The organism is Dendrosporobacter quercicolus (assembly GCF_900104455.1).
GTDB lineage: Bacteria > Bacillota > Negativicutes > DSM-1736 > Dendrosporobacteraceae > Dendrosporobacter > Dendrosporobacter quercicolus.
Genome location: NZ_FNHB01000005.1, coordinates 176,483 through 196,641, shown reverse-complemented (window position 1 = coordinate 196,641; position 20,159 = coordinate 176,483). Strand labels below are relative to the sequence as shown.

The window sequence follows — 20,159 nt, the reverse complement described above, 5'->3', positions numbered from 1 at the left end:
ATTTCAATACATCTAATGTGTCGGTTGCCCGTATAAAGGCCATCATCAGGCGGGTAAGTTACCAAGATTTCAATACATCTAATGTGTCGGTTGCCCGGCAGTAAAATCAATTTTATCGCTTTCAATTTCTTATTTCAATACATCTAATGTGTCGGTTGCCCAAGAAGTACGCAAGTTATGTCTGATTGGGCTATCTGATTTCAATACATCTAATGTGTCGGTTGCCCCAAGAAAAAATCAGGGTTCAAAACACCCCCAAGCGCCTTCCAAGCCGGCAAAGTCAAAGACTTTAACAAGTTTTTTCCAAGCTCAGACAAGCTTTTTAAAAACAAAGCCGGAATCAGGCTTGGCCCTTTCTACTATAAGGTGTTTCGACCTCTGTCCGGTAAAACCTGCCTGGAAAAATCAAAGGACAATAAAATGGCAATTGACGCCTGCTTGTACAGTAGCGCGTCCAATTGCCATTGATCCGCTGCAGTATTTTTTCCGTCAGCTTCGCTAATTTTTTCCGATAAACAGACCGTCAATTCACCCGTTGAAATTCAGCTATCTGAGCCGGGAGCCGTCATCGAAGCTACCGGCCCGGTCCGATTAGGATTAAGCTTATGAATAAAACAGCCAAGGACATTGGCTGGATTGCTCCGCCCAGCTTGGCCCAGGCAGCCGGTCCGGCCATTATTTTCGGCCAGCCATAATACATAAACATTAGCCCAAAGCCAATTCTGAGCAACAGTAAGCCTAAATCCCGGTGCCTGTCCCGCTTCGTCAAAATCATGTTTAACCCTCCTAGTTAACAATCCTCTGTGCCTCGCCGCAAGCACAGCTTTAACTAGTTTCGGCATTTAACAACCATGCCAGGCATGGGTCTGCTTTAAGCTTCAGCCGGACAGCGCCTGTTTACATTTACGCAGCCAAAGCTCAATTGCCTGCGCCTGGCTGACCATTGACACGCCGCCCAACACAAATACCAGGCCCACCAGCGACCATAATGATAAATATTCGGCCAAAACCCAAAAGCCAACCAGCTGGGCAATGATTGGCGACACATAAGTCCAGGTTGACGGCAGCAGCGGCCCGCTTGTCCGGACCAGCCAATAGTAGGCTCCATGCCCAATCAGAGAACCAAAAACAACCAAATACAGCCAGGTTAGATAGACATTGGACGCCAGGGTCAGCTGCCACGGCTCGGCGGCAAGTAAAGATACCGCCAGTAACAGCACACCGCCGACAACCATCTGCCAGCCGTTTAAAACAAACGGATTAAGCCCCGCCTTCAAACTGCGCCGGGAGCGGATCGCCCCAAAGGCATAAGCAACCTCGGACGCCAGAATGAGCAAGACCGCGGCCATTGCCAGCCAGCCGGACTCAGCGCCAATGGACGGGTATAAGGCGATCCCTACCCCCAGCAAAGCCGCCAGCAATCCCACAAGCTTACAGCCAAATGCCCCTTGTCTGCCCTGGAAAAATTCAATCAGCACAATCATCAACGGCGCAGTTGCGGATAATAAAGCGGCGGCGCTGGAGGAAATATACTGCTCACCCCAATATAAACAGCCAAACAGCGTTGCCGTCATCGCGGTCCCGATCAATACGGCATCCCGGCGTTGGGCCGCAGACAGGCCAACAGCAATGCCGGCAATTTTCAAGCCCGCTAAAACCGCCGCTCCCGCGACCAAAAAGCGGGCCCCGGCAAAGACAAAGGGCGGGGCCCCGGCATCAATTCCTACTTTTATAGCCAGAAAAGTTGTGCCAAAAATTAAACACATGATTCCATAGATCAGATACATCGGTACCCTCCCTTTCCTGTTATATAACAATGATGTATTATAAGCTATATAACACCATCTCAACTATAACAGTCAAGAATCACCTGTAACAGTGAAGGGAGAGGTACTCATGTTGTTAACTCTTGATCGCTCCAGCCGGGTTCCTGTACGGGAGCAAATCCGGCTGGAAATCGCCCAGCGAATCCGGTCCGGCTTGCTAAAGCCGGGCCAAAGGCTGCCGTCGGTGCGGGTATTGGCGGAAACGCTGCATATCAGTCTGGTGACTGCCCACCAGGTGTACAAAGCGCTGGACAGGGAAGGCTTGACCCTTACCCGCCAGGGGAAAGGGTCCTTTGTCCGGGAAACCGCCGTCTTAAGCGCAGAGGCGGCCGCCGCCGATCCCTACGATTGGCAGTTATCTGTTCCGGACTCACTCCCGCGCGCCAGCTTTTGGAGCCAAAGCGCCGTAAGACTGCCGCCGCACATCCTGGATCTGGCTACTGCCGCCATCCATTGCTCTTTGCTGCCGCTGGAGCTCATCCAGGCTTCTTTCCGGCAGGTTTTGGAGCATTCGCCGCAAAGCCTGGGTTGTTACTCCTCCTTTGCCGGTGATGAACAGTTCCGTCAAGTCCTTACCGCTTATCTGCAGCAGCAGGGAATTACCGTCCAGCCGCATCAATTGCTGGTTACCAACGGCACTCAGCAGGGTATTGATTTGTTTGCCCGGACCTTTTTGGGGCCCGGCGAGATTATTGCGGTGGAAACGCCCTGCTTTTCCGGCGCCATCGACGCCTTCAGGCTGGCCCGGGCCACTTTACAGCAGGTTTCTGTGGACCGTGACGGCATTCGCGTTGATTTGCTGGAAGATCTGGCAGCCACCACTAAGGTTAAGGCGGTCTATACCGTTCCAACCGGGCAAAATCCGACCGGCGCTGTCATGTCTTTAGGACGGCGCCAGGATCTGCTGCAGTTTGCGCGCACCAATAATATTCTGATATTAGAAGACGAACCCCACCGCGAAATTGAGCTGGGGCGCAAAGATCTCCCCCCGCCGCTTAAAGCGCTGGACACTACAGGGCATGTCGTTTATCTCAAGGGCTTCAGCAAATTCTTGTTTCCCGGCCTGCGGCTTGGTCTGCTGGCAGCCGACGGCAGCATTTTCAACCGGCTGCTGGCGGCAAAATCAATTACCGATCTTGGTTCGCCGCTGTGGCTGCAAACAGCGCTTATCCCGTTTTTCAGCAATCCACTGCTGCCAAAGTATCTTGATCAGCTCAATTCCGTCCTGGCCAGCCGCCGCCAGCTTACCATCCGGCTGCTGGACCGGCTGCTGGACCGGCGTATCATCCGCCCCCGGCATTTCGCCGGCATCCACCTGTGGCTTTCCCTGCCGGGCAATGTCAACACAGATTACCTGATTCCCGAAGCCCATCACCGCGGCATTCATTTTCTGCCTGGCTCAATCTTTTACGCCGGTGAGCCGGCTACCAACCATCTGCGCATTTGCTGGACCAATCTGGCGGATGCCGATCTGCCCAGGGCTCTGAAAATATTATGCGCTTTGCTGAATGAAGCGCTGGAGCCGGCATGACTAAAGCGCTACTGCCTAAAATAGTTCAGCACGCTTAACAGGATACGATGCAGCATTTCCTCCCCCTGCTCTTCGGTCGAGTCGAAGAACTCCAGAACAAAGCTTATCCGGTCCAGTTTCAGCCGGGGAAACAGCTCGTCATTGGTTTGTAAAAAGACGGTTTCCTCAAACTGATGCGTAATTGTCTGCCTGGCAAAATTCAGTCCGGCCCGCTGTTGTTTAATATAGTCGTTAAATATTCCCTGCACTGAATCAATACAGAGCCCGTCTGCATCATAGATAAATAATTCTTTAGGTTCGCCGCCTAACCGGAATTGCTGATCCCCCAGTCCCAGACGGGCTTTTTCCGCCTTCGCCCAGTCGGCGTCGATTTTAATATCAACATTGCCGACCACCGGCTGCCAAACCTCATCTTCAACCGGCGCTTGCAGCTCATACAGGGTGATTCCGACATCCCGGGCCAGCTGCCGGGTGACTTTCTGATAAACAGGCTGGGTAAACAAAACGCCTGCCACCTGGCCCGGTATATCTCTGAGCACCGACAACAGCCGGAACAATTCATTGTTGCCGATGGACTTATCCCAGTCGCGGGTCTGAAAGATCGTCTTATAGGTAACTTCACCATCGGTAAATTCCCAGTAAATATCCACCGGATGAGCTCCCGTCCGGCCCTGAATGGCTGTATTGTGTTCCACTTTTAAAGTCTGGACGGAGTTTTCCACGGCGATTGCCTGAACAATTTTCTCCGACAGTACTTCAAACCCACTATTTTTTTCCTCCATGTAAACACCTCTGATTTCCAATAATCAATATTACTATTTAACGCCCAAGAATAAATACCTGCCCGAAAATTTTCTTGTTCAACAGTTTGCGCAAAAATTCCCGCTTTTGCTGTATAATGATCATAACGATTAGGCCGAGGAGGTTCATGATGACCCAAACCGCTGTCCTCAACCAGCTTTATCCAGCCTTCACCGTCAGTACCGCCCAGTTGCGGCTGATGATCGAGTCCTTCCGGCGGGATATGATTGCCGGGCTGACCGGCAAGCCTGCTTCTCTTGCAATGCTGCCGTCCGGCCTGACCAAGCCCGCCGGCCAGGAGACTGGTGCGTTTTTGGCGCTGGACTTTGGCGGCACCAATGTCCGGGCATTCCTGATCGAACTGCAGGGCAACGGCCGCCACGCTCTGCTTAAACGCCGCGATGCGCCGTTAGTGGACCCGGCAGGGCTTTACAATTATGCGGCTGCAACCGCCACTGCCGAAGAATTGTTCAACTTCCTGGCCGCCCAGGCAGCGGCCCTGAGTGAAAGCAACCGCGATTATTGCCTTGGCTTTACCTTTTCTTTTCCGTTTAAGTTATATGATGCCGCCAATGCCGTGCTGCTATACTGGACGAAAGAAATCGCCACTTCCGGCGTAGCCGGAAAAAATGTCGCAGCCCTGCTCAGGGACGCTCTGACCCGGCAGGGTATGGACAATATCCGCCCGGCGGCAATCGTTAATGATACGGTCAGCACCCTGATCGCCGCCGCCTACCGGGACGCCGCTGCCGATATCGGCTCAATCTGCGGTACCGGCCACAACACCTGCTATCTGGAGCCAGGCGCTCTGAATTGCCACGGCCAGCCAACCTATCTAAACATCGAGTCAGGTAATTTTGACCAAGCCCCCGCCAATGCTTATGACCGGCTGCTGGATCGCAACAGTGAACGCCCTGGCGCAGGCCGCCTGGAAAAAGGCTGTTCCGGCCGTTATATCGGCGAGCTGCTCCGCCTGGTCCTGCTTGACCTTTCGCACCAGGGCCTGCTGCCGCCCCTGCCGGCGGGCGGGCCGCCGCCGTATGCACTGACCGGCAAGGACCTTGCGCTGCTGCTGGAGGATGCAACGCCTGATTTGCAGGGCATCAGCCACTGGCTTTCAGAACTTGGCGGCGCGGACGGCGGCTATCCGGGCCGGGCAGCGTTAAAAACGGCGGCGGCCTTGATCAGCCGCCGCTCAGCCCGCCTGGCAACAGCAACTTATGTTGCCATCCTTCACCACATCGACCCCGGGTTAACCCGGCGGCATGTAATCGCCATTGACGGTTCCCTGTATGAAAAACTGCCGGGCTATGCGGCGGCGATTGCAGAGACCCTGGCCGAGCTGCTGGGCCAATCGGCCGAAAATGTTTCCTGCCGGCTCAGCAAGGACGGCTCAGGACTCGGCGCAGCCGTCGCGGCGGCTACAACCCTTGGCTCCGCCGCCTTCACACCCCGGCGGCTCTGAAGGTAGCCTGTACGATTTGCCGGGCTTCGTCCTGCAGCTTGCGCAGATGTTCCGGCCCTTTAAAGCTTTCCGCATAAATTTTATAAACCGCCTCCGTACCGGACGGCCGGGCGGCAAACCAGCCGTTTTCGGTGCAAACCTTCAAGCCGCCAAACGCCATATTGTTGGCCGGCGCCCGGGTTAATTTGGCGGTAATTTTTTCTCCGGCCAGGGCCTCGGCTTGCACCTGCTCCGGCGCCAGTTTGGCCAGCACCGCTTTTTGTCCGGCATTGGCGGGCGCATCAATCCGTTCATAGACGGGCTGTCCGAAGCGGTCGGTCAGACCCTGATAGTACTCTCCGGGGTCCCGTCCGGTTTTAGCGGTAATTTCCGCAGCCAGCAGGCACAGGATAATACCGTCTTTATCGGTGGTCCACACCGTGCCGTCGGTACGCAAAAAAGCCGCCCCCGCACTTTCCTCGCCGCCAAAACCATACGAACCGTCCGCCAGCCCGCCAACAAACCATTTAAAGCCGACCGGCACTTCGGCCAGCTTCCGTCCCAGGCTGGCGGCAACGCGGTCGATCATCGATGAACTGACCAGGGTTTTGCCGACAGCCGCCTCTTTGCTCCAGCCGCTGCGCTCCCGGAACAGATAGTCAATTGCCACAGCCAGATAATGATTGGGATTCATTAAGCCGGAGCTGCCGGTAACAATGCCGTGGCGGTCAAAATCGGGATCATTGCCGAAAGCCAGATCGTACTGATCTTTTAATTTGATCAGGCCGGCCATGGCATACGGCGATGAGCAATCCATGCGGATTTTGCCATCGCCATCGACATTCATAAAACTGAAAGCAGGCTCAGGATAGCCGTTTAACAGCTCAATATTCAGGCCGTATTTTTCGGCGATGGGCAGCCAGTACCCCAGCCCTGAGCCGCCGAGGGCATCGGCTCCCAGCCGTAAGCCGGATGCTTTGATTGCCGGCATATCAATAACATTGGCCAGATCATTGACATACTGCGCAAGATAATGATATTGGCGAACATTCGCAAGGCGAACGGCCTTATCATAAGTAAGCCTGTGGACTCCCTGCAGGCCCTGCTGCAAAAAGTCATTGGCCAGCTTCGCGATCCTGTTGGTAATACCGGTATCCGCCGGACCGCCGTTGGGGGGATTATACTTGATGCCCCCGCTGTCAGGCGGATTATGGGACGGTGTGATGACAACGCCGTCGGCCAGACCGTCCTGACGTCCTTTATTGTAGGTTAATATTGCATGAGAAATGACCGGCGTGGGCGTATAGCCCATATCGCGGTCGATCATTGTTTGCACCCCGTTGGCGGCCAAAACCTCCAGCGCTGTCCTAAACGCCGGCTCGGACAGCGCATGCGTGTCAAAGCCGATAAATAACGGGCCGGTAATGCCCTGGACCTTTCGGTGGCAGCAAATCGCCTGGGTGATTGCATAAATATGATCTTCGTTAAAACTGTATTCAAAAGAACTGCCCCGGTGGCCGGAAGTACCGAATGCAACCTGGTGGGCCGGTTCGCCGGCGTCCGGGTGATTGGTGTAATAACAGCTAATCAGTCTGGGTATATTTACCAGTAAAGACTTTGGCGCTTTTTGGCCGGCTAAAGCATGAATGGTCATTTCAACCCCTCCTAATGTAGTGACAAACCACAAATTACCTGTTTACAGCTTATGTATTGTTCTCGGCATAATGCCGGATTTCCTGTTTATTATCGCTGCTGCCGGCTCTTTAACCAAATTTTTTTAAAATTTCGTTAAAGAAAACATAAAAACACTCTTTACTTTTTTCCGTATTTAGCGTATAGTTAAATAGCCCAGTAATAGACTCAGTGAAGTTTTCATTAGTCCTTCTCAAACCTTTGAGAAAGCCCTATGATCAATTCCAATAACTATTTAGGGTAATTACTTTGAGGAGGCTATTTAAATATGGCTCAAGACAAAAATTTATCCTGCCGCGATTGCGGCTCCGAGTTCGTGTTCACCGCATCAGAACAAGATTTCTTTGCAGAAAAAGGGTTCACCAACGAACCAGGCCGTTGCCCTGAGTGCCGTGCAGCCCGCAAACAACAAAACAACCGTGGTGGTTTTGGCGGCGGACGCAATAGCAGCTACCAACAGCGCGAAATGCATGATGCGGTTTGTGCAGCATGCGGCGTTGAAACCCAAGTTCCTTTCCGTCCAAGCAATGACCGTCCAATCTACTGTCGCGATTGCTTCCAAAGCAACAAACGCTACTAAGAACTTTAACTCCCCTGCATTGCAGGGGAGTTTTGTTTTACGCCGCCCAAGAGCGGTCCTGTAGGACGACAGCCCGGCCTGGCGCTGCGCAACAGCAGCACCAACGCATAAGGCAGCGCAGCTTGGCGCAAACTGCTGATAACAGATATTGAAAACGAGGTAAACCAGATGTCCATTGATTTTTTAGCGCTTGGTATACGGGCCGAACTAAATACCTGTCTGAAGGAAATGGGAATTACAGTCCCCACGCCGGTCCAGGAGCAGGCCATTCCGTTATTGCTGGCCGGCAGGGATTTGGTGGCCCAGGCCCAGACAGGCACCGGCAAAACCTTAGCCTTCCTCCTGCCGATGTTAGAAACCATTTCCGCCGGAAAAGCCTACACCCAGGCCCTCATTGTCACACCGACCCGGGAACTGGCGCTGCAAATTTCCAAAGAAGCCGCGCCGCTGGCCGCCCGTCTTGGCCTGAATGTTTTATCCATTTACGGCGGCCATGCCGTCGAAAAGCAAATTAATCAGTTAAAGCACCAGCCGCATATTGTTATTGGCACGCCAGGCCGGCTGCTGGACCATATCCGGCGCAAAACAATAAATCTGGGCGGAGTTTCCAGGCTGGTGCTGGATGAAGCCGACCAGATGCTGCATATGGGCTTTTTAGAAGAAGTGGAGCAGGTCATTGCCCAGACCTCCGTCCAACGTCAAACGATGTTGTTTTCGGCTACTATCCCAGCCAAAATACGGGCTTTGGCCGATAGATACATGCAGCGCCCCGCCGATATCCGGCTAAAAACTCAGAATATCACGCTGGATGCCATTCATCAGCTGATCATTGAAACAACACCTGACGGCAAATTAGATAAATTATGCGGCCTGATCAATCAGGAACGGCCTTATTTAGCCATGATATTCTGCCATACCAAAAAGCGCGTCATTGCGCTTACGCTGGCCCTGGCCGAACGCGGCTACCAGGTTGACGAGCTGCACGGCGATTTGTCGCAGAACAAGCGGGAGCAAGTATTGCGCCGCTTCCGGGACGCCAAAGTACAATTGCTTGTCGCCACCGACATTGCCGCCCGCGGGCTTGATATTGAAGGAATTACCCATGTATTTAATTATGATATCCCCCGCGACGCCGACAGTTATATCCACCGTATCGGGCGAACGGGCCGCGCCGGCCAGCCGGGTACTGCCGTAACTTTTGTCGTCCCCGGGGAGCATTTTTACTTGCGGCTCATTGAACAGGGCATTCAGGCTTCGATACAAAAACAAAAAAACGATTCCACAGGCAGCGCCGCTGCGACCCCGGCCAAGCCGCGGCCCAAAGCCCAATCGGCCAAACCGCCTGGCGCTGCCCCCGGGAAAAGCAAGAAACGCCCGGATAAAGCGACCAGTCACAGTGGCATTAACCTGCGCAGCCGCCGCAAGGACAAACCTGGCGCAGCCCCCTCCGCCAAGGCCGTCTCCGGCAAACGCCGCCTGGCCAAGCGCGGCTAAAGCAGCCGCAATATGGAGCTGTCGCCATAGAGCGCTTGCCAGCAACCCCAGGACGGCAACTCGACAATAGCTGAAAACCGTATTCAGCAGGGAAACAGGCCCCTCGTTTGCAAAAGCAAACAAGGGACCTGTTTCCCCTTTGTTTTTGTTAGCCTTAAGGATCACCAAGGAGCGGGAGAACATTTTGACACTCTTTAAAAACGTTTTACGACAGGTCTTATTCATTATGCGATTGCTCCGCCAGCCCTTCCCGGACCATCGAGACAAAAACTGCCACAATATCAGGATCAAACATGCTGCCGCTGTTGCGCTCGATTTCAGCCAGTGCGGCGGCGGCATCAAGCGCCTGGCGGTATGGGCGCCCGCTGACCATCGCATCATACGCGTCGCAAATTGCCAAAATTCTGCATTCCACCGGTATTTCCGCGCCGCTTAACCCGATCGGATACCCCTGACCGTTCCACCACTCGTGATGCTTCAATATCCATTCGGCAATATGATTGAGCTCGGGTGATGAAATGGCGATACGATACCCTATTTCACTGTGCCGGCGCATAACTTCCATCTCTTTGGGGTCCAGCGGGCCGGGCTTGAATAAAACGCCGTCCGGTATCCCTACTTTGCCAAGATCGTGAAACTGGGAAAATAACCGCAGGTCCTGAATGCGAAAGTTTGCCAGCCCCAGCCGGAGGGCCAGCTTCACCACCATCAATTGAATGCGTTCGCCATGCCCTTCGGTAATAAAATCCCGGGCGTACAGCGCCTGCATCAGCGTTCGCACAATGGTGCTGCGGGTGCTTTGACTGCGGTGCAGTTTTTCCTTGTACATCCGGCTGTCGGCTTCCTGCAACGCCTCGGCAATACCGCTTTCTTGCTCGGCCAGGGAAAAACCCATCGACAGACTAACTGCGAAATCCGGCGTAGCCCCGTTAAATTCGGCAATCCGGTTACGCAAATTTTGCACCAGCTCCTGCAAATCCGACACCGTTGCCTGCGGCAGCAGCAACCCAAATTCATCCCCGCCCATCCTGGCAATAATGGCCTGGCTTGGCGATGCTTCCTTAATGAGCAGTGCTGAAGTTTTAAGCAGTTCATCGCCTTTGGCATGACCAAAGGTGTCATTAACCAGTTTCAGGCCATCGACATCAAACACCAGCACGCCGCATTTTTCCGAACCCGCCAGCTGCTCGATCCGGTGGTCAAAATACCGGCGATTGTACACGCCGGTCAGCGCATCATGATAAGTCAAATATTCCAGTGCCCGTTCGGCGGCCTTCCGCTCCGAAATGTCCCGGTAAATAACATAAGTTCCTACAGGGCAATCGGCAACAATAATGGGATAGGCGATAACCTGCACATCAACCATACTGCCATCCTTACGCCGGCGCACAGTTTCGGCCTGAACAAATTTCACGCTGCCCATAACTTCGCCGACATGCAGCCCTTTCTCCCGCAAGGCCGGCGGCACGACTAAATCATCGATCGTCACGCCGCGCGCTTCATCTTCGCCATATTGGAACAGATCGGCGAATTGCTTATTGACAGCAAGGATTTTATCCGTTGAATCAAGGATTGCTATACTTTCAGGGGAGTTTTCAAACAACTGGGCAAAATAGCCTTTCTGCCGCCTGAGCTCCGCCTCCGTTAAATCCCGTTGTTCCATCAGTAAGCTCAGCGTATCGGCCATCACTCTGAACTTACGGCTAAGTTCGCCAATTTCATCTGTTGAAATGTCCTCAGCCGGTTTAGAATAATCGCCTTGCTCAATCCGGTCCATACTTTCCACCAGCCGTTTAATTCTGGCCACAAAGCCCCGCGAAACCAGCACACTGGCCAGAGAAGCCAGAAAAATCCCGAGCAGGGCTACCACAATGGTCATATATTTCAGTGGCGCCGCATCAATATGCAGCATTGTTTCCGGTAAAAAGCCAACCAGGATCCAGTCGGTGTCAGGAATTGTCACGGCACAGACATAAATATCCTCCAGGCGCGTCGATGCAAACCCGGCCCCGGCAAGCTGTTTGAACCAGGCCGTATCCCGGACATTGGTTCCCAGCAAAGCCTGTTCCCGGTGAGCGATAATATTGCCGCCGGCATCCAGCAGGATCAGATAACCGCCGCTGCCAAGATTGATGCTGCCGATAATGGCGGATAAATCAGACAAAGAAGTGTCGATAGCCAAAATCCCCTGCAGTTCGCCATTCCGGTAGACAGCCTTGGTTGCCGTAACCACCGTATTGTTTGCAGGCGGAGCCACATGCGGCTCGCTCCACCGGATTGCTCCGGCTGAGCCTGCTTGCCGGTACCAGTCGCTGTCCCGGGGATTATAATCAGCCGGGGAATCCCAGAGCGGCGCGATCAAAAAATCACCTTGCGCGCCGGCATACCTAATTGAGCGGATATGATTCGAATAACGGCGGCGCTGTTCCCATATCTCCAGCAATTGCTGCCGCCGATCCGGTTCATTCAGCAATAGATCACTGCTCAGAATCCGGGCGGCGGTTTCAACATCCTTAATATAGTTTTTGATAAAATTATTTGCGGCATTCTCCATGATAAGAAGAGAGGCTTGCTTAATTCTGCCGACAAGCATAGCCTCTGATTCCCGATAGGTCAGAAAACCGAGCAGTGAAACTGGAAGAACAATCATCAGCGTTGCGAATAGTAACATTTTGCGATAAATATTCCACCTCACATACTCCCCTCCTGTCTGCAAGCGTAACCTTTCCGAACCACGCCTCCGGCCTTATTTATCTGTTGTTTCTAGGTGAATTGCTGGAGCCCCTGCTTTATTCCGGATTTTTTCGACATCAATCAACAAAAAAACCATAAACCTACCTTTATTTTTGAGGCAAATCCGCCGCTTATGTTTGCCGGCGCAACTCTGACCAAAAAATACCCTCTATCGGAAAAGCAAATAGCCCCGATCCATAAAAGAGATCAGGGCTACCTGAAACAACTTATCCGCGCCCCGGCAAATGACATTTACCGGCAACAGGCTCCAGCAAGTCGCCGACATATTGGGCCAGACTTAAGCAACAGGTAATACCCGGCGACTCGATACCGATTAAATTGACCAGCCCCGTCAGACCTCTGTCCACTTCATGCTTAACCAGAAAATCCCGCGGCGGGCTGCCGCACGGCGTCTGCAGCCGAGGCCTCAGCGCCGCCAGATCGGGTTGCAGATCGTCAGGCTGTAAAAAAGGCAGGTAGCCTTGCACCAGCTGGAAAAACAGCCTGGCGTTCGCTGGCTGTACGGTATAGTCGGCCGAAGCGGACGAAGCATAGTGAGCGTCCGGTCCCAGCCGCATCCTGCCTTGTAAATCCTTAATAACCGGAATGCCGCTGCCTTTTAATTCCCGGATGGAAACAGGAAATACCAATCGTGTCACCAGCTTCGCCTTGCGGTTGTTAACAGCAAAATACTCGCCTTTGCACCGGTATATGCGATAACCGGTTTCATCAATATCAATGCCGGCCATAGCGGCAATGCGATCAGCGCCCAAGCCTGCAGCATTGATTAAGCACTGGCAGCCAATACTTTCTTCGGTTCCGGCCGCATCCTGAAACGTCACCTGAAAGCCGCCGTTTGGCGCCTGCTGCAGCCCGGTCACCTCATGCCGGTAAACCAGCATTGCCCCGCAGGCTTCCGCCCGGTAGGCCAGCATTGCCATCAGGCGGTGTGAGTCTACAATCCCGCTTGACGGGCAGAGGATAGCCGCCCGGGCATTTATACCGGGTTCCAGCGCCACAAGCTGACTGACGTTAATCAGCCCGGCCTCAGGTACGCCATTGGCGGCAGCCTGGGCCAACAGGCTCTCCAGTTTCTTCAGATCATCATCGTCCCGGGCAATAATCAGTTTGCCCAAACGGCGGTGAGGAACCTGTTCCCGGCGGCAAAACTCATACAGCAGCTTGTTGCCGCTCACGCATAACCGGGCCTTCAGACTGCCGGGGGGATAATAAGCCCCGGAATGGATCACTTCACTGGTTCGCCCTGATAAGCCCCGGCCAAAGGCTGCGGCCTGCTCCAGCAGCAATATACTTTTATCCGGCCATCGCAGCGCCAGCTCATAAGCAGCGGCAAGACCTACTATCCCCGCCCCGATAATTACAATATCCACCTGGTCCATCGTCAATCACTCCATCACTGTTCATCAGGCCGAATTGCCTACAGGATACTTTCTCATCCATTTTAACCAATAAACCCCCGCCAGGCAATCATCTGCAAAAAGCAAGTAAATAAATCATTTGCTGACAAAATAAATAATTTTTTCGGGAATATTGTCAAAGACAGGAAAATGAAAGCTGTAAATAGAATTGGGTTTAGATAATGAAAATTCGAGAATTAACGGAGAGAAAACATGCCTTCCTCAAACGAAACTGTTAAGCCAGCGACTGCAGCAGATGCCCAGGAACAGTCCGTAACTGTCGCCGGGCCGACTTTGCCACTAGACCCGTCACAACCGGTTTCCGCTGATGAAATGATGAGTCAGGAAGAAATCTCAGCCTTACTGGCGGAAATGAAAGCTGAGCAGACAGCCGCCAGTCAGCCGCCGGCCGGCCAGGCTGAAACAGCAGACGGTGAACCACCAGCTGCTGCCACTGCGGCAAATGGTTCCAAGTCAGTTGATGTCCCTTCGCCGGCTGCGCAGAAAGCGCCGGCCGGCATCGGCAGGCTGCCGGCGGTCAAACCGCTGGTGCTGCTGGCCTCAGCTCTGATTTTACTGGCACTGGCCGGGCTGAGCGGCTATATTGCAGCAATTCAAGCCCCGGAAGCGGCCGCCGGCAACTCCCTGGAAACACAGTTGAAAGCCCGGGGCGTTCGTTACCTGCCTGACGATTTTGTAAAATACGCCGGCCGGGGCAATCAGGAAATCACTGATTTATTTTTACAATCCGGCATGCCGCCTGACGCGTATCGCAGCAGTGATGGTTTTACGCCGCTGATGGCGGCAGCCAGCTTTGGACGCCTGGAAATCATAAGCCGGCTGCTGGAGCAGGGAGCTTCCCTGAATAGTAAAGATAAAGACGGGCAGACCGCCCTGATGAAAGCGGCCGCCTATAATTATCCCGAGGCCGCCGGATTACTGCTGCAGGCAGGCGCTGATTACAGCATTAGCGACAGCCGCGGCCGGAATGCCGCGTCACTGGCCTTAGAACGGAAAGACCCGCAAATGCTTAAGCTGCTGGCGCAAGCCGGAATCATCAAGGCCGATGCCGCACCCGCCCCAGGCAAAGCTGGCCCGCAGCCTGCCGGCCAGCCGCCGCAGCAGCCGCAAGCCCAGCCCGCCGAATTTACTCTGGCCGGCCGTAAAGCCGGTTATATGCAGATCGGCCAGCCCCTGGCAAGCGTCTACCAACAATACAGTCGCAAAAATGCCACCATTACCACCGATCACACCCCCTACCCGACGGTTAAAGTATATCTCGACGGCCGCGCCACACCCTCTCTCATCGGCAGTGTAAGCATCCGCAATCAGGGCATTGATCAAATCATCGACGGAATTCACGTATATGATGAACGTTTTAAAACAGTCAGAGGCATTGGCATAAACTCCACTCTGGGAGACCTTCGCCAAGCCGGCGGTTTTGATGATATCAGGCATATTGATCAGTCGCTTTACGCCATTGCCAAAGACATTGCCTTTGAACTGTCAATTTCTATAGATACACTTCCCTTTGACTGGCTGGAAACCGGTCAGACCAGTTCCCTGTCTGATAACATCACAATCCAAAGTGTTATTGTACGTTGACGGCAATACCTGATAAGTACTTCCCAATTGCAGTAAAGGACCTGGCTGCCGGTACCGGCAGCCAGGTCCTTTAGCGATCCCTGCTACTTACATAAATAAACTAACCAACACAAAACCGACCAGACAACCGGTGCCTACCCCAATTAAGCCTGGCACAAGAAAGCTGTGATTAATAATAAATTTACCGATTCTGGTAGTGCCTGACCGGTCAAAGCCGATACAGGCCAAGTCACTGGGGTAAGTCGGCAAAACGAAATAGCCATAAACAGCCGGGAAAAAAGCCACCATCATTCTGGGGTCAACGCCCAGGCTGACCCCCAGGGGAGCAATGGCCGCCAGCGCCGCCGCCTGGCTGTTTACCAGCTTGGAGGTCAGAAACATTACAATTGCATAGGTCCAGGGCTGCTGTACAACCACTCCGGCCAGCGCTTCTTTTAACAAAGTGAAATGTGCTTCAAAAAAGGTATCAGCCATCCAGGCAACGCCGAATACCGAAATGATAGCGACGGCTCCGGCCTTAAACACCGTCCCGTTCGGCACTTCGCGGGAATTGACTTTGCAGGTAATTAGGATAACCGCCCCGGCAATGAGCATCAGCATCTGAATAACCAAATTCATCGACAGCGGCTTTAATTTCCCCGGCGCACCAAAGGACGGGCGCAGTTCCGGGAAAGCGCCGAACAGTACGACCACCAGAATGGCGGCAAAGAAAATCCAGGTTGCCCGGTAAGCTTCCTTGGAAAACTTGCTGTTTAACAAGGTCTGCGACTCTCCGTAAATAAATTCCTTCTGCGCGGGATCTTTAAGCTTGGCCTGAAACTCCTCGTCTTTATCCAAATCCTTGCCGCGCCGCATACTCCACAGCGCCGCTGCCAGAACGCCGGTCAGGGAGGCTGGAATTGCGATAGATAATAGTTCAATAATACCAATAGGTGTACCAACCCCGTGCCCCGAAGCTAAAATAGAAACCATCGACACCACGGCAACCGATACCGGCGAGGCGCAAATGCCCATTTGCGCCGCTACCGACGCAATCGCCATTGGCCGTTCCGGACGGATGTTCTGCTTAATGGCAATATCATAAATAATAGGAAACATTGTATAAACCACATGACCTGTTCCGCACAGAAAAGTGAGCGACCAGGTAGTGACCGGAGCTAGAACGGTGACAAACGAAGGATGACGCCGCAAAATACGTTCGGCAAACTGCATCATGACATTTAAGCCGCCGGCGGCCTGCAATACGGATGCACAGCCGATTACCGCCAGGATGGTCAGCATAACGTCCACAGGCGGTTTGCCGGGCTGCAGTCCGAATACAAAGGTTAGGATAAATAATCCAATACCGCCGATTAAGCCTAAGCCCATCCCGCCGTACCGGGTCCCGAGAAGCAGACATCCCAAAATCACTAAAACCTGCATAGAAATCATATTAGAGCTAAATTCCCCTTTCCCTCTGGTAAATTAAAAGCTGGAAGCAAGGCATGTCTTATTTTTTACAAGCCAGCAGCCAGCCTCGGTTCCCATTATAACAGCGGAAAGGGAAAAGTCAGATAATTTGCAATTAATGAAATAAATAGCGGTAAAAACAGAACTTTGATTACTTTTTTCCTACTTTTAAAAATAAAGTAACTAGCTAGTCATTAAAATTAAGGGTGGTTCGTTCAGTCGTACATTGATATTTTGATATTGGCCGCCCGACTGCGCCATAATTTATTTTTACGCTCAGCAGGCCTTCCATCTCCAGATATTTTAAATATTTTCGCATAGATACCTGGGAAATACCGACAAAACCGGCCATCGATTCGGCGGTAAACTCGCCGGTGCTGGCGACAATACATTCCCAGACCCGTTTTAAGGTATGGCGGTCCAAGCCTTTTGGCAGATCATTTTTTTCCACACTGGCCGACTGCCGGAATACCTGTTCATCCAGTGCCGTTTGGCTAAAGTCGGCATGGTTCTCGATGAAATTAACCCGCTGGCGGTAGGCCAGGAGCGCAGCCTGGAAGCGTTCAAATTCGAACGGTTTAATTAAATAATCCACTGCTCCCTGACGCAGTGCGGCCTGAATGGATTGTTTATCCCTGGCTGCAGTCACCAGAATGACATCGGTTTTATATTCCCGCCGGCGGATTTCCGCTAAGAATTCAAAGCCGTTCATCCCGGGCATGAATACATCCAGCAATACCAAATCGACCCGGTTATCCTCCAAAAAAGCCAGGGCCTCATCACCATTGCGCACAATCGCCGCCAGCGTAAAATCAGAAATTTTCTCCAGATAACGGCGATTTAGCTCAGCCACCATTGGATCATCTTCAACAATAAGAACTCTAATCATCCGAGTTCACCTCCACTTTCATAAGGTACAGAAATCCGAAAAACCGTTTGCTGGTCTTCCGTACGGGCAAAACTTATTTGTCCCGCCATACTGTCGACATTCAATTTGACTAAATATAAGCCAAAGCCGCGTTCATCAGCCTTGTTGGATACGCCCATTTCAAAAATACGCTCACTCAGTTCCGGGGAAATTCCCGGTCCCGTATCCCTGACTTCAATAGAGAGCCGGCCTGCTTTGTATTTCAGGGTCAAACCGACTTCCCGCCGGGGACTGTTCGCCACTGCATCAAAAGCATTTTCAATTAAATTCCCAATGATGGTAACCAGCTTATGGGTAATATCTTCCTGCCTGGCTTCCGGCAAAAAGCTGTCGTCAGATAACTGCATGACAATATTACGCTCTCTGGCTAAGCTCAGTTTGCTCAAAACGAACCCGGCTAATACGGGGTTGCGAATCAGCCGTCCGACATAGGAAACCTCAGCCTGATGATCAGAGGCAATGCGTTGAATATAAGAAGACAGCAAGTCATATTCTTCCAATTGAACCAGCCCCAGAATGACATGCAGCCTGTTCATAAATTCATGGGCCTGCGACCGGAGCGCATCAACATAATCCCTGACGCCGGTAAGTTCCTCCGCCAGTTGCTTCACTTCGGTCTTGTCGCGGAAAGTCGTCATAGCACCCACGATTTTGCCGTTTACCATCAGGGGTATTTGATTGACCAATACCGAAACCCCGAAAATTTCCTGTTCCCGGTTAAGCTCCACCTTGCCGCTGTGGATGACTTCCATCAACCCGTTATCGGGTACAAACTCATTCACCGGACGGCCCAGGGGATTAACACCGGCGCCGCCCAGCCGCAGCAGACGTTTGCCTTCCTCATTCAGCAGGGTAATTGTACCATTGCGGTCAATGGCCATAATGCCCTCCCGGACCGACTGCAGCATAACACTGCGCTCTTCCAGCTGCTTGGCAATCACCGCCGGTTCCAAACCAAATAAAACCCCTTTTGTTTCCCTGGCCAAAAGCAGCGCTCCCAGCGTACCCACGGCCATGCCGACAACCATGGCCACCAGCAGGATCATCTGGGCATGGGCGACTGCATCCTGAACATACTGCATCAGAATGCCGACCAGCACTACGCCCACCTGCCGCCCGTCAGGACCGTATACCGGCGTAAAGGCCCGCAGCGAATGCCCCATTGTCCCATGAGCCTCAGACAAGTACTCGTTGCCGGCCAGGGCCGGTCTTTCGTCTCCGCCGGCAATAATCTGTCCCACCAGTTCCTGATTGGGATGAGATTTACGCACCCCGTTCATATCAAAAACAACAATAAACTGTACATTGGCCTGCTTTTCGTTGATACTCGCATATTGCTGGATGTCGGCGCTGTCCCTTACGCCGGTCAGGCCCTCAATAATCAGGGGCGACTGCGCCATAAACCTGGCAACGCTCATCGCCTGGCGTCCCATACTGTCCCTTACCTGGGAGGCCATGCTTCGGGAGATTAACAAGCCGGTTACAATCAGCACCACGGCTACAACGCCGCAAACCAGGACAATGATTTTTGTCTGCAGTCTCACTTTGATGCGCGACTGCAGCAGGTTAAAGCGAAAGCTAATTTTGACCGCCATCCTTTCATCGCCAGCAATAGAACTCCGCTTCAACAACAGGCCTGCTGTTGCTAAAGTTCAGCATAACCGCCGCTTTTTCCTGCGTGGCGGTTATGCCCGGTCACAGGAGTGAACTTTTCCAACCCAGTTGCGCAAAGCCATAATCCAGCAATGACGCAGTATCCGTCCAGCGGTAGTCACTATTTAACACAACGGCGATCAATTGAACATTGTCCCGTTTGGCAGCCGCTACCAAACACTCGCCGGCGTCATTGGTAAAGCCGGTTTTTACACCGGTTGCCCCGGCATAGGCGCCGAGCAGTTTATTGGTATTGCCGGCATGAATCAACTCAGGCCGGTTCAATAATCTGACCGCATAATCACGGGTAGCGACAATTTGGGCAAACGCCGGATTTTGCAGCGCATAGGCGGTAATGAGCGCCAGATCATACGCGGTGGTAAAATGATTGACCGGGTCGGGCAGGCCGTGCGGATTGCTGAAATGGGTACGGGTTGCTCCAATAGACTGGGCTTTGGCATTCATCAGTTCGACAAACGCCGGGATTGAGCCGGCTACGCTTTCAGCGATTGCCTCGGCGGCGTCATTGCCGGAAACCAGCATCATACCGTATTCGGCTTCCCGCAAATGCAGCCTGTCGCCGGCTTTTAACTCCAGGCTTGAGCCCTCGCACCCGGCAGCCTGCCGGCCAACCGTAACAACACTGTCCGCCGCGCCCTGTTCCAGGGAAACCGTCAGCGTCATAATCTTGGTCGTACTGGCGGGATACATAATACTGTCGGCATTTTTGGCGTAAAGCACCTGCCTGGTGTCGGCAACCATGACCACCGCCGCTTCCGCCATGACCAGCGGCGGCGCTGCCGCCGCTAATGCCGTTGTCATCCCGGTGACGGCAATAACAAACAAAACAAATAAAAAACTCTTGCGCATTGATCATTCTCCCGGCTGCTAAAATTTCATTGACAGATATTTTTTTGATTTAGCATTATTTCGACTATTTTCATGATATTTCCTGCCTTTCCAGCGGCCATAATAGAATTAGAACCGTCCGGGAAACGTCCGGGC

15 protein-coding genes are annotated in these 20,159 nt (G+C 52.9%); 5 read left to right on the top strand and 10 right to left on the bottom strand.

Going from position 1 to position 20,159, the window contains the following annotated elements; all coding sequences use genetic code 11:
- Window positions 1-574: 574 nt before the first annotated feature.
- Together BLR06_RS11495 and BLR06_RS11490 are read right to left on the bottom strand one after the other, a co-directional pair.
- Window positions 575-775, bottom strand: coding sequence for a hypothetical protein (locus tag BLR06_RS11495; protein ID WP_092073160.1), 201 nt, complete (start codon window positions 773-775; stop codon window positions 575-577).
- 103 nt (window positions 776-878) lie between these two features.
- A complete protein-coding gene (locus tag BLR06_RS11490) occupies window positions 879-1,787 on the bottom strand; it encodes a DMT family transporter (protein ID WP_092073157.1) in 909 nt (302 codons plus the stop codon).
- A gap of 109 nt (window positions 1,788-1,896) precedes the next feature.
- On the opposite strand from BLR06_RS11490, the gene BLR06_RS11485 reads away from it, so the two are divergent.
- Entirely contained in the window at window positions 1,897-3,357 is a 1,461-nt protein-coding gene (locus tag BLR06_RS11485; protein ID WP_092073154.1) for an aminotransferase-like domain-containing protein, read from the top strand.
- An 8-nt stretch (window positions 3,358-3,365) separates the two neighbouring features.
- Here BLR06_RS11485 and BLR06_RS11480 read toward each other — a convergent pair whose 3' ends face one another.
- Entirely contained in the window at window positions 3,366-4,139 is a 774-nt protein-coding gene (locus BLR06_RS11480) for a hypothetical protein (protein WP_092073151.1), read from the bottom strand.
- 146 nt (window positions 4,140-4,285) lie between these two features.
- Here BLR06_RS11480 and BLR06_RS11475 point away from each other — a divergent pair, with 146 nt between their 5' ends.
- A complete protein-coding gene (locus tag BLR06_RS11475) occupies window positions 4,286-5,623 on the top strand; it encodes a hexokinase family protein (protein WP_173812881.1) in 1,338 nt (445 codons plus the stop codon).
- On the opposite strand, the gene pgm is transcribed toward BLR06_RS11475, so the two are convergent.
- On the bottom strand, window positions 5,604-7,256 hold the full coding sequence (gene pgm, locus BLR06_RS11470) for a phosphoglucomutase (alpha-D-glucose-1,6-bisphosphate-dependent) (RefSeq protein ID WP_092073145.1): 1,653 nt from the start codon (window positions 7,254-7,256) through the stop codon (window positions 5,604-5,606). The two genes, BLR06_RS11475 and pgm, sit on opposite strands and share 20 nt — an antisense overlap.
- 306 nt (window positions 7,257-7,562) lie before the next feature.
- Between pgm and BLR06_RS11465 the strand changes: the two genes are divergently transcribed.
- Complete coding sequence (locus BLR06_RS11465; protein ID WP_092073143.1) at window positions 7,563-7,874, top strand: zinc-ribbon domain containing protein; 312 nt, start codon at window positions 7,563-7,565, stop codon at window positions 7,872-7,874.
- Window positions 7,875-8,042: 168 nt separating this feature from the next.
- Window positions 8,043-9,368 (top strand): DEAD/DEAH box helicase, encoded by a 1,326-nt coding sequence (locus BLR06_RS11460; RefSeq protein ID WP_092073140.1) that lies wholly within the window; start codon window positions 8,043-8,045, stop codon window positions 9,366-9,368.
- Window positions 9,369-9,585: 217 nt separating this feature from the next.
- Here the strand turns inward: BLR06_RS11460 and BLR06_RS11455 are convergent, their stop codons facing one another.
- Together BLR06_RS11455 and BLR06_RS11450 are read right to left on the bottom strand one after the other, a co-directional pair.
- Window positions 9,586-12,063, bottom strand: coding sequence for a diguanylate cyclase domain-containing protein (locus tag BLR06_RS11455; RefSeq protein ID WP_092073137.1), 2,478 nt, complete (start codon window positions 12,061-12,063; stop codon window positions 9,586-9,588).
- A gap of 265 nt (window positions 12,064-12,328) precedes the next feature.
- The gene (locus BLR06_RS11450) at window positions 12,329-13,501 is read right to left on the bottom strand and encodes an NAD(P)/FAD-dependent oxidoreductase (protein ID WP_092073134.1); all 1,173 of its coding nucleotides are present in this window, start codon (window positions 13,499-13,501) and stop codon (window positions 12,329-12,331) included.
- 231 nt (window positions 13,502-13,732) lie between these two features.
- Between BLR06_RS11450 and BLR06_RS11445 the strand changes: the two genes are divergently transcribed.
- Window positions 13,733-15,124, top strand: coding sequence for an ankyrin repeat domain-containing protein (locus BLR06_RS11445; RefSeq protein WP_092073131.1), 1,392 nt, complete (start codon window positions 13,733-13,735; stop codon window positions 15,122-15,124).
- Between the two features lie 87 nt (window positions 15,125-15,211).
- Here the strand turns inward: BLR06_RS11445 and BLR06_RS11440 are convergent, their stop codons facing one another.
- The 4 genes from BLR06_RS11440 to BLR06_RS11425 all read right to left on the bottom strand — a co-directional run bounded on the left by BLR06_RS11440 (window position 15,212) and on the right by BLR06_RS11425 (window position 20,024).
- Entirely contained in the window at window positions 15,212-16,555 is a 1,344-nt protein-coding gene (locus tag BLR06_RS11440) for an anaerobic C4-dicarboxylate transporter (protein ID WP_092073128.1), read from the bottom strand.
- A gap of 205 nt (window positions 16,556-16,760) precedes the next feature.
- A complete protein-coding gene (locus BLR06_RS11435) occupies window positions 16,761-17,462 on the bottom strand; it encodes a response regulator (RefSeq protein ID WP_092073125.1) in 702 nt (233 codons plus the stop codon).
- Window positions 17,459-19,129 (bottom strand): DcuS/MalK family sensor histidine kinase, encoded by a 1,671-nt coding sequence (dcuS, locus tag BLR06_RS11430; RefSeq protein WP_245698127.1) that lies wholly within the window; start codon window positions 19,127-19,129, stop codon window positions 17,459-17,461. Before dcuS ends, BLR06_RS11435 begins: the two co-directional genes overlap by 4 nt.
- Before the next feature lie 67 nt (window positions 19,130-19,196).
- Complete coding sequence (locus tag BLR06_RS11425; RefSeq protein WP_092073122.1) at window positions 19,197-20,024, bottom strand: D-alanyl-D-alanine carboxypeptidase family protein; 828 nt, start codon at window positions 20,022-20,024, stop codon at window positions 19,197-19,199.
- Between the last annotated feature and the right edge of the window lie 135 nt (window positions 20,025-20,159).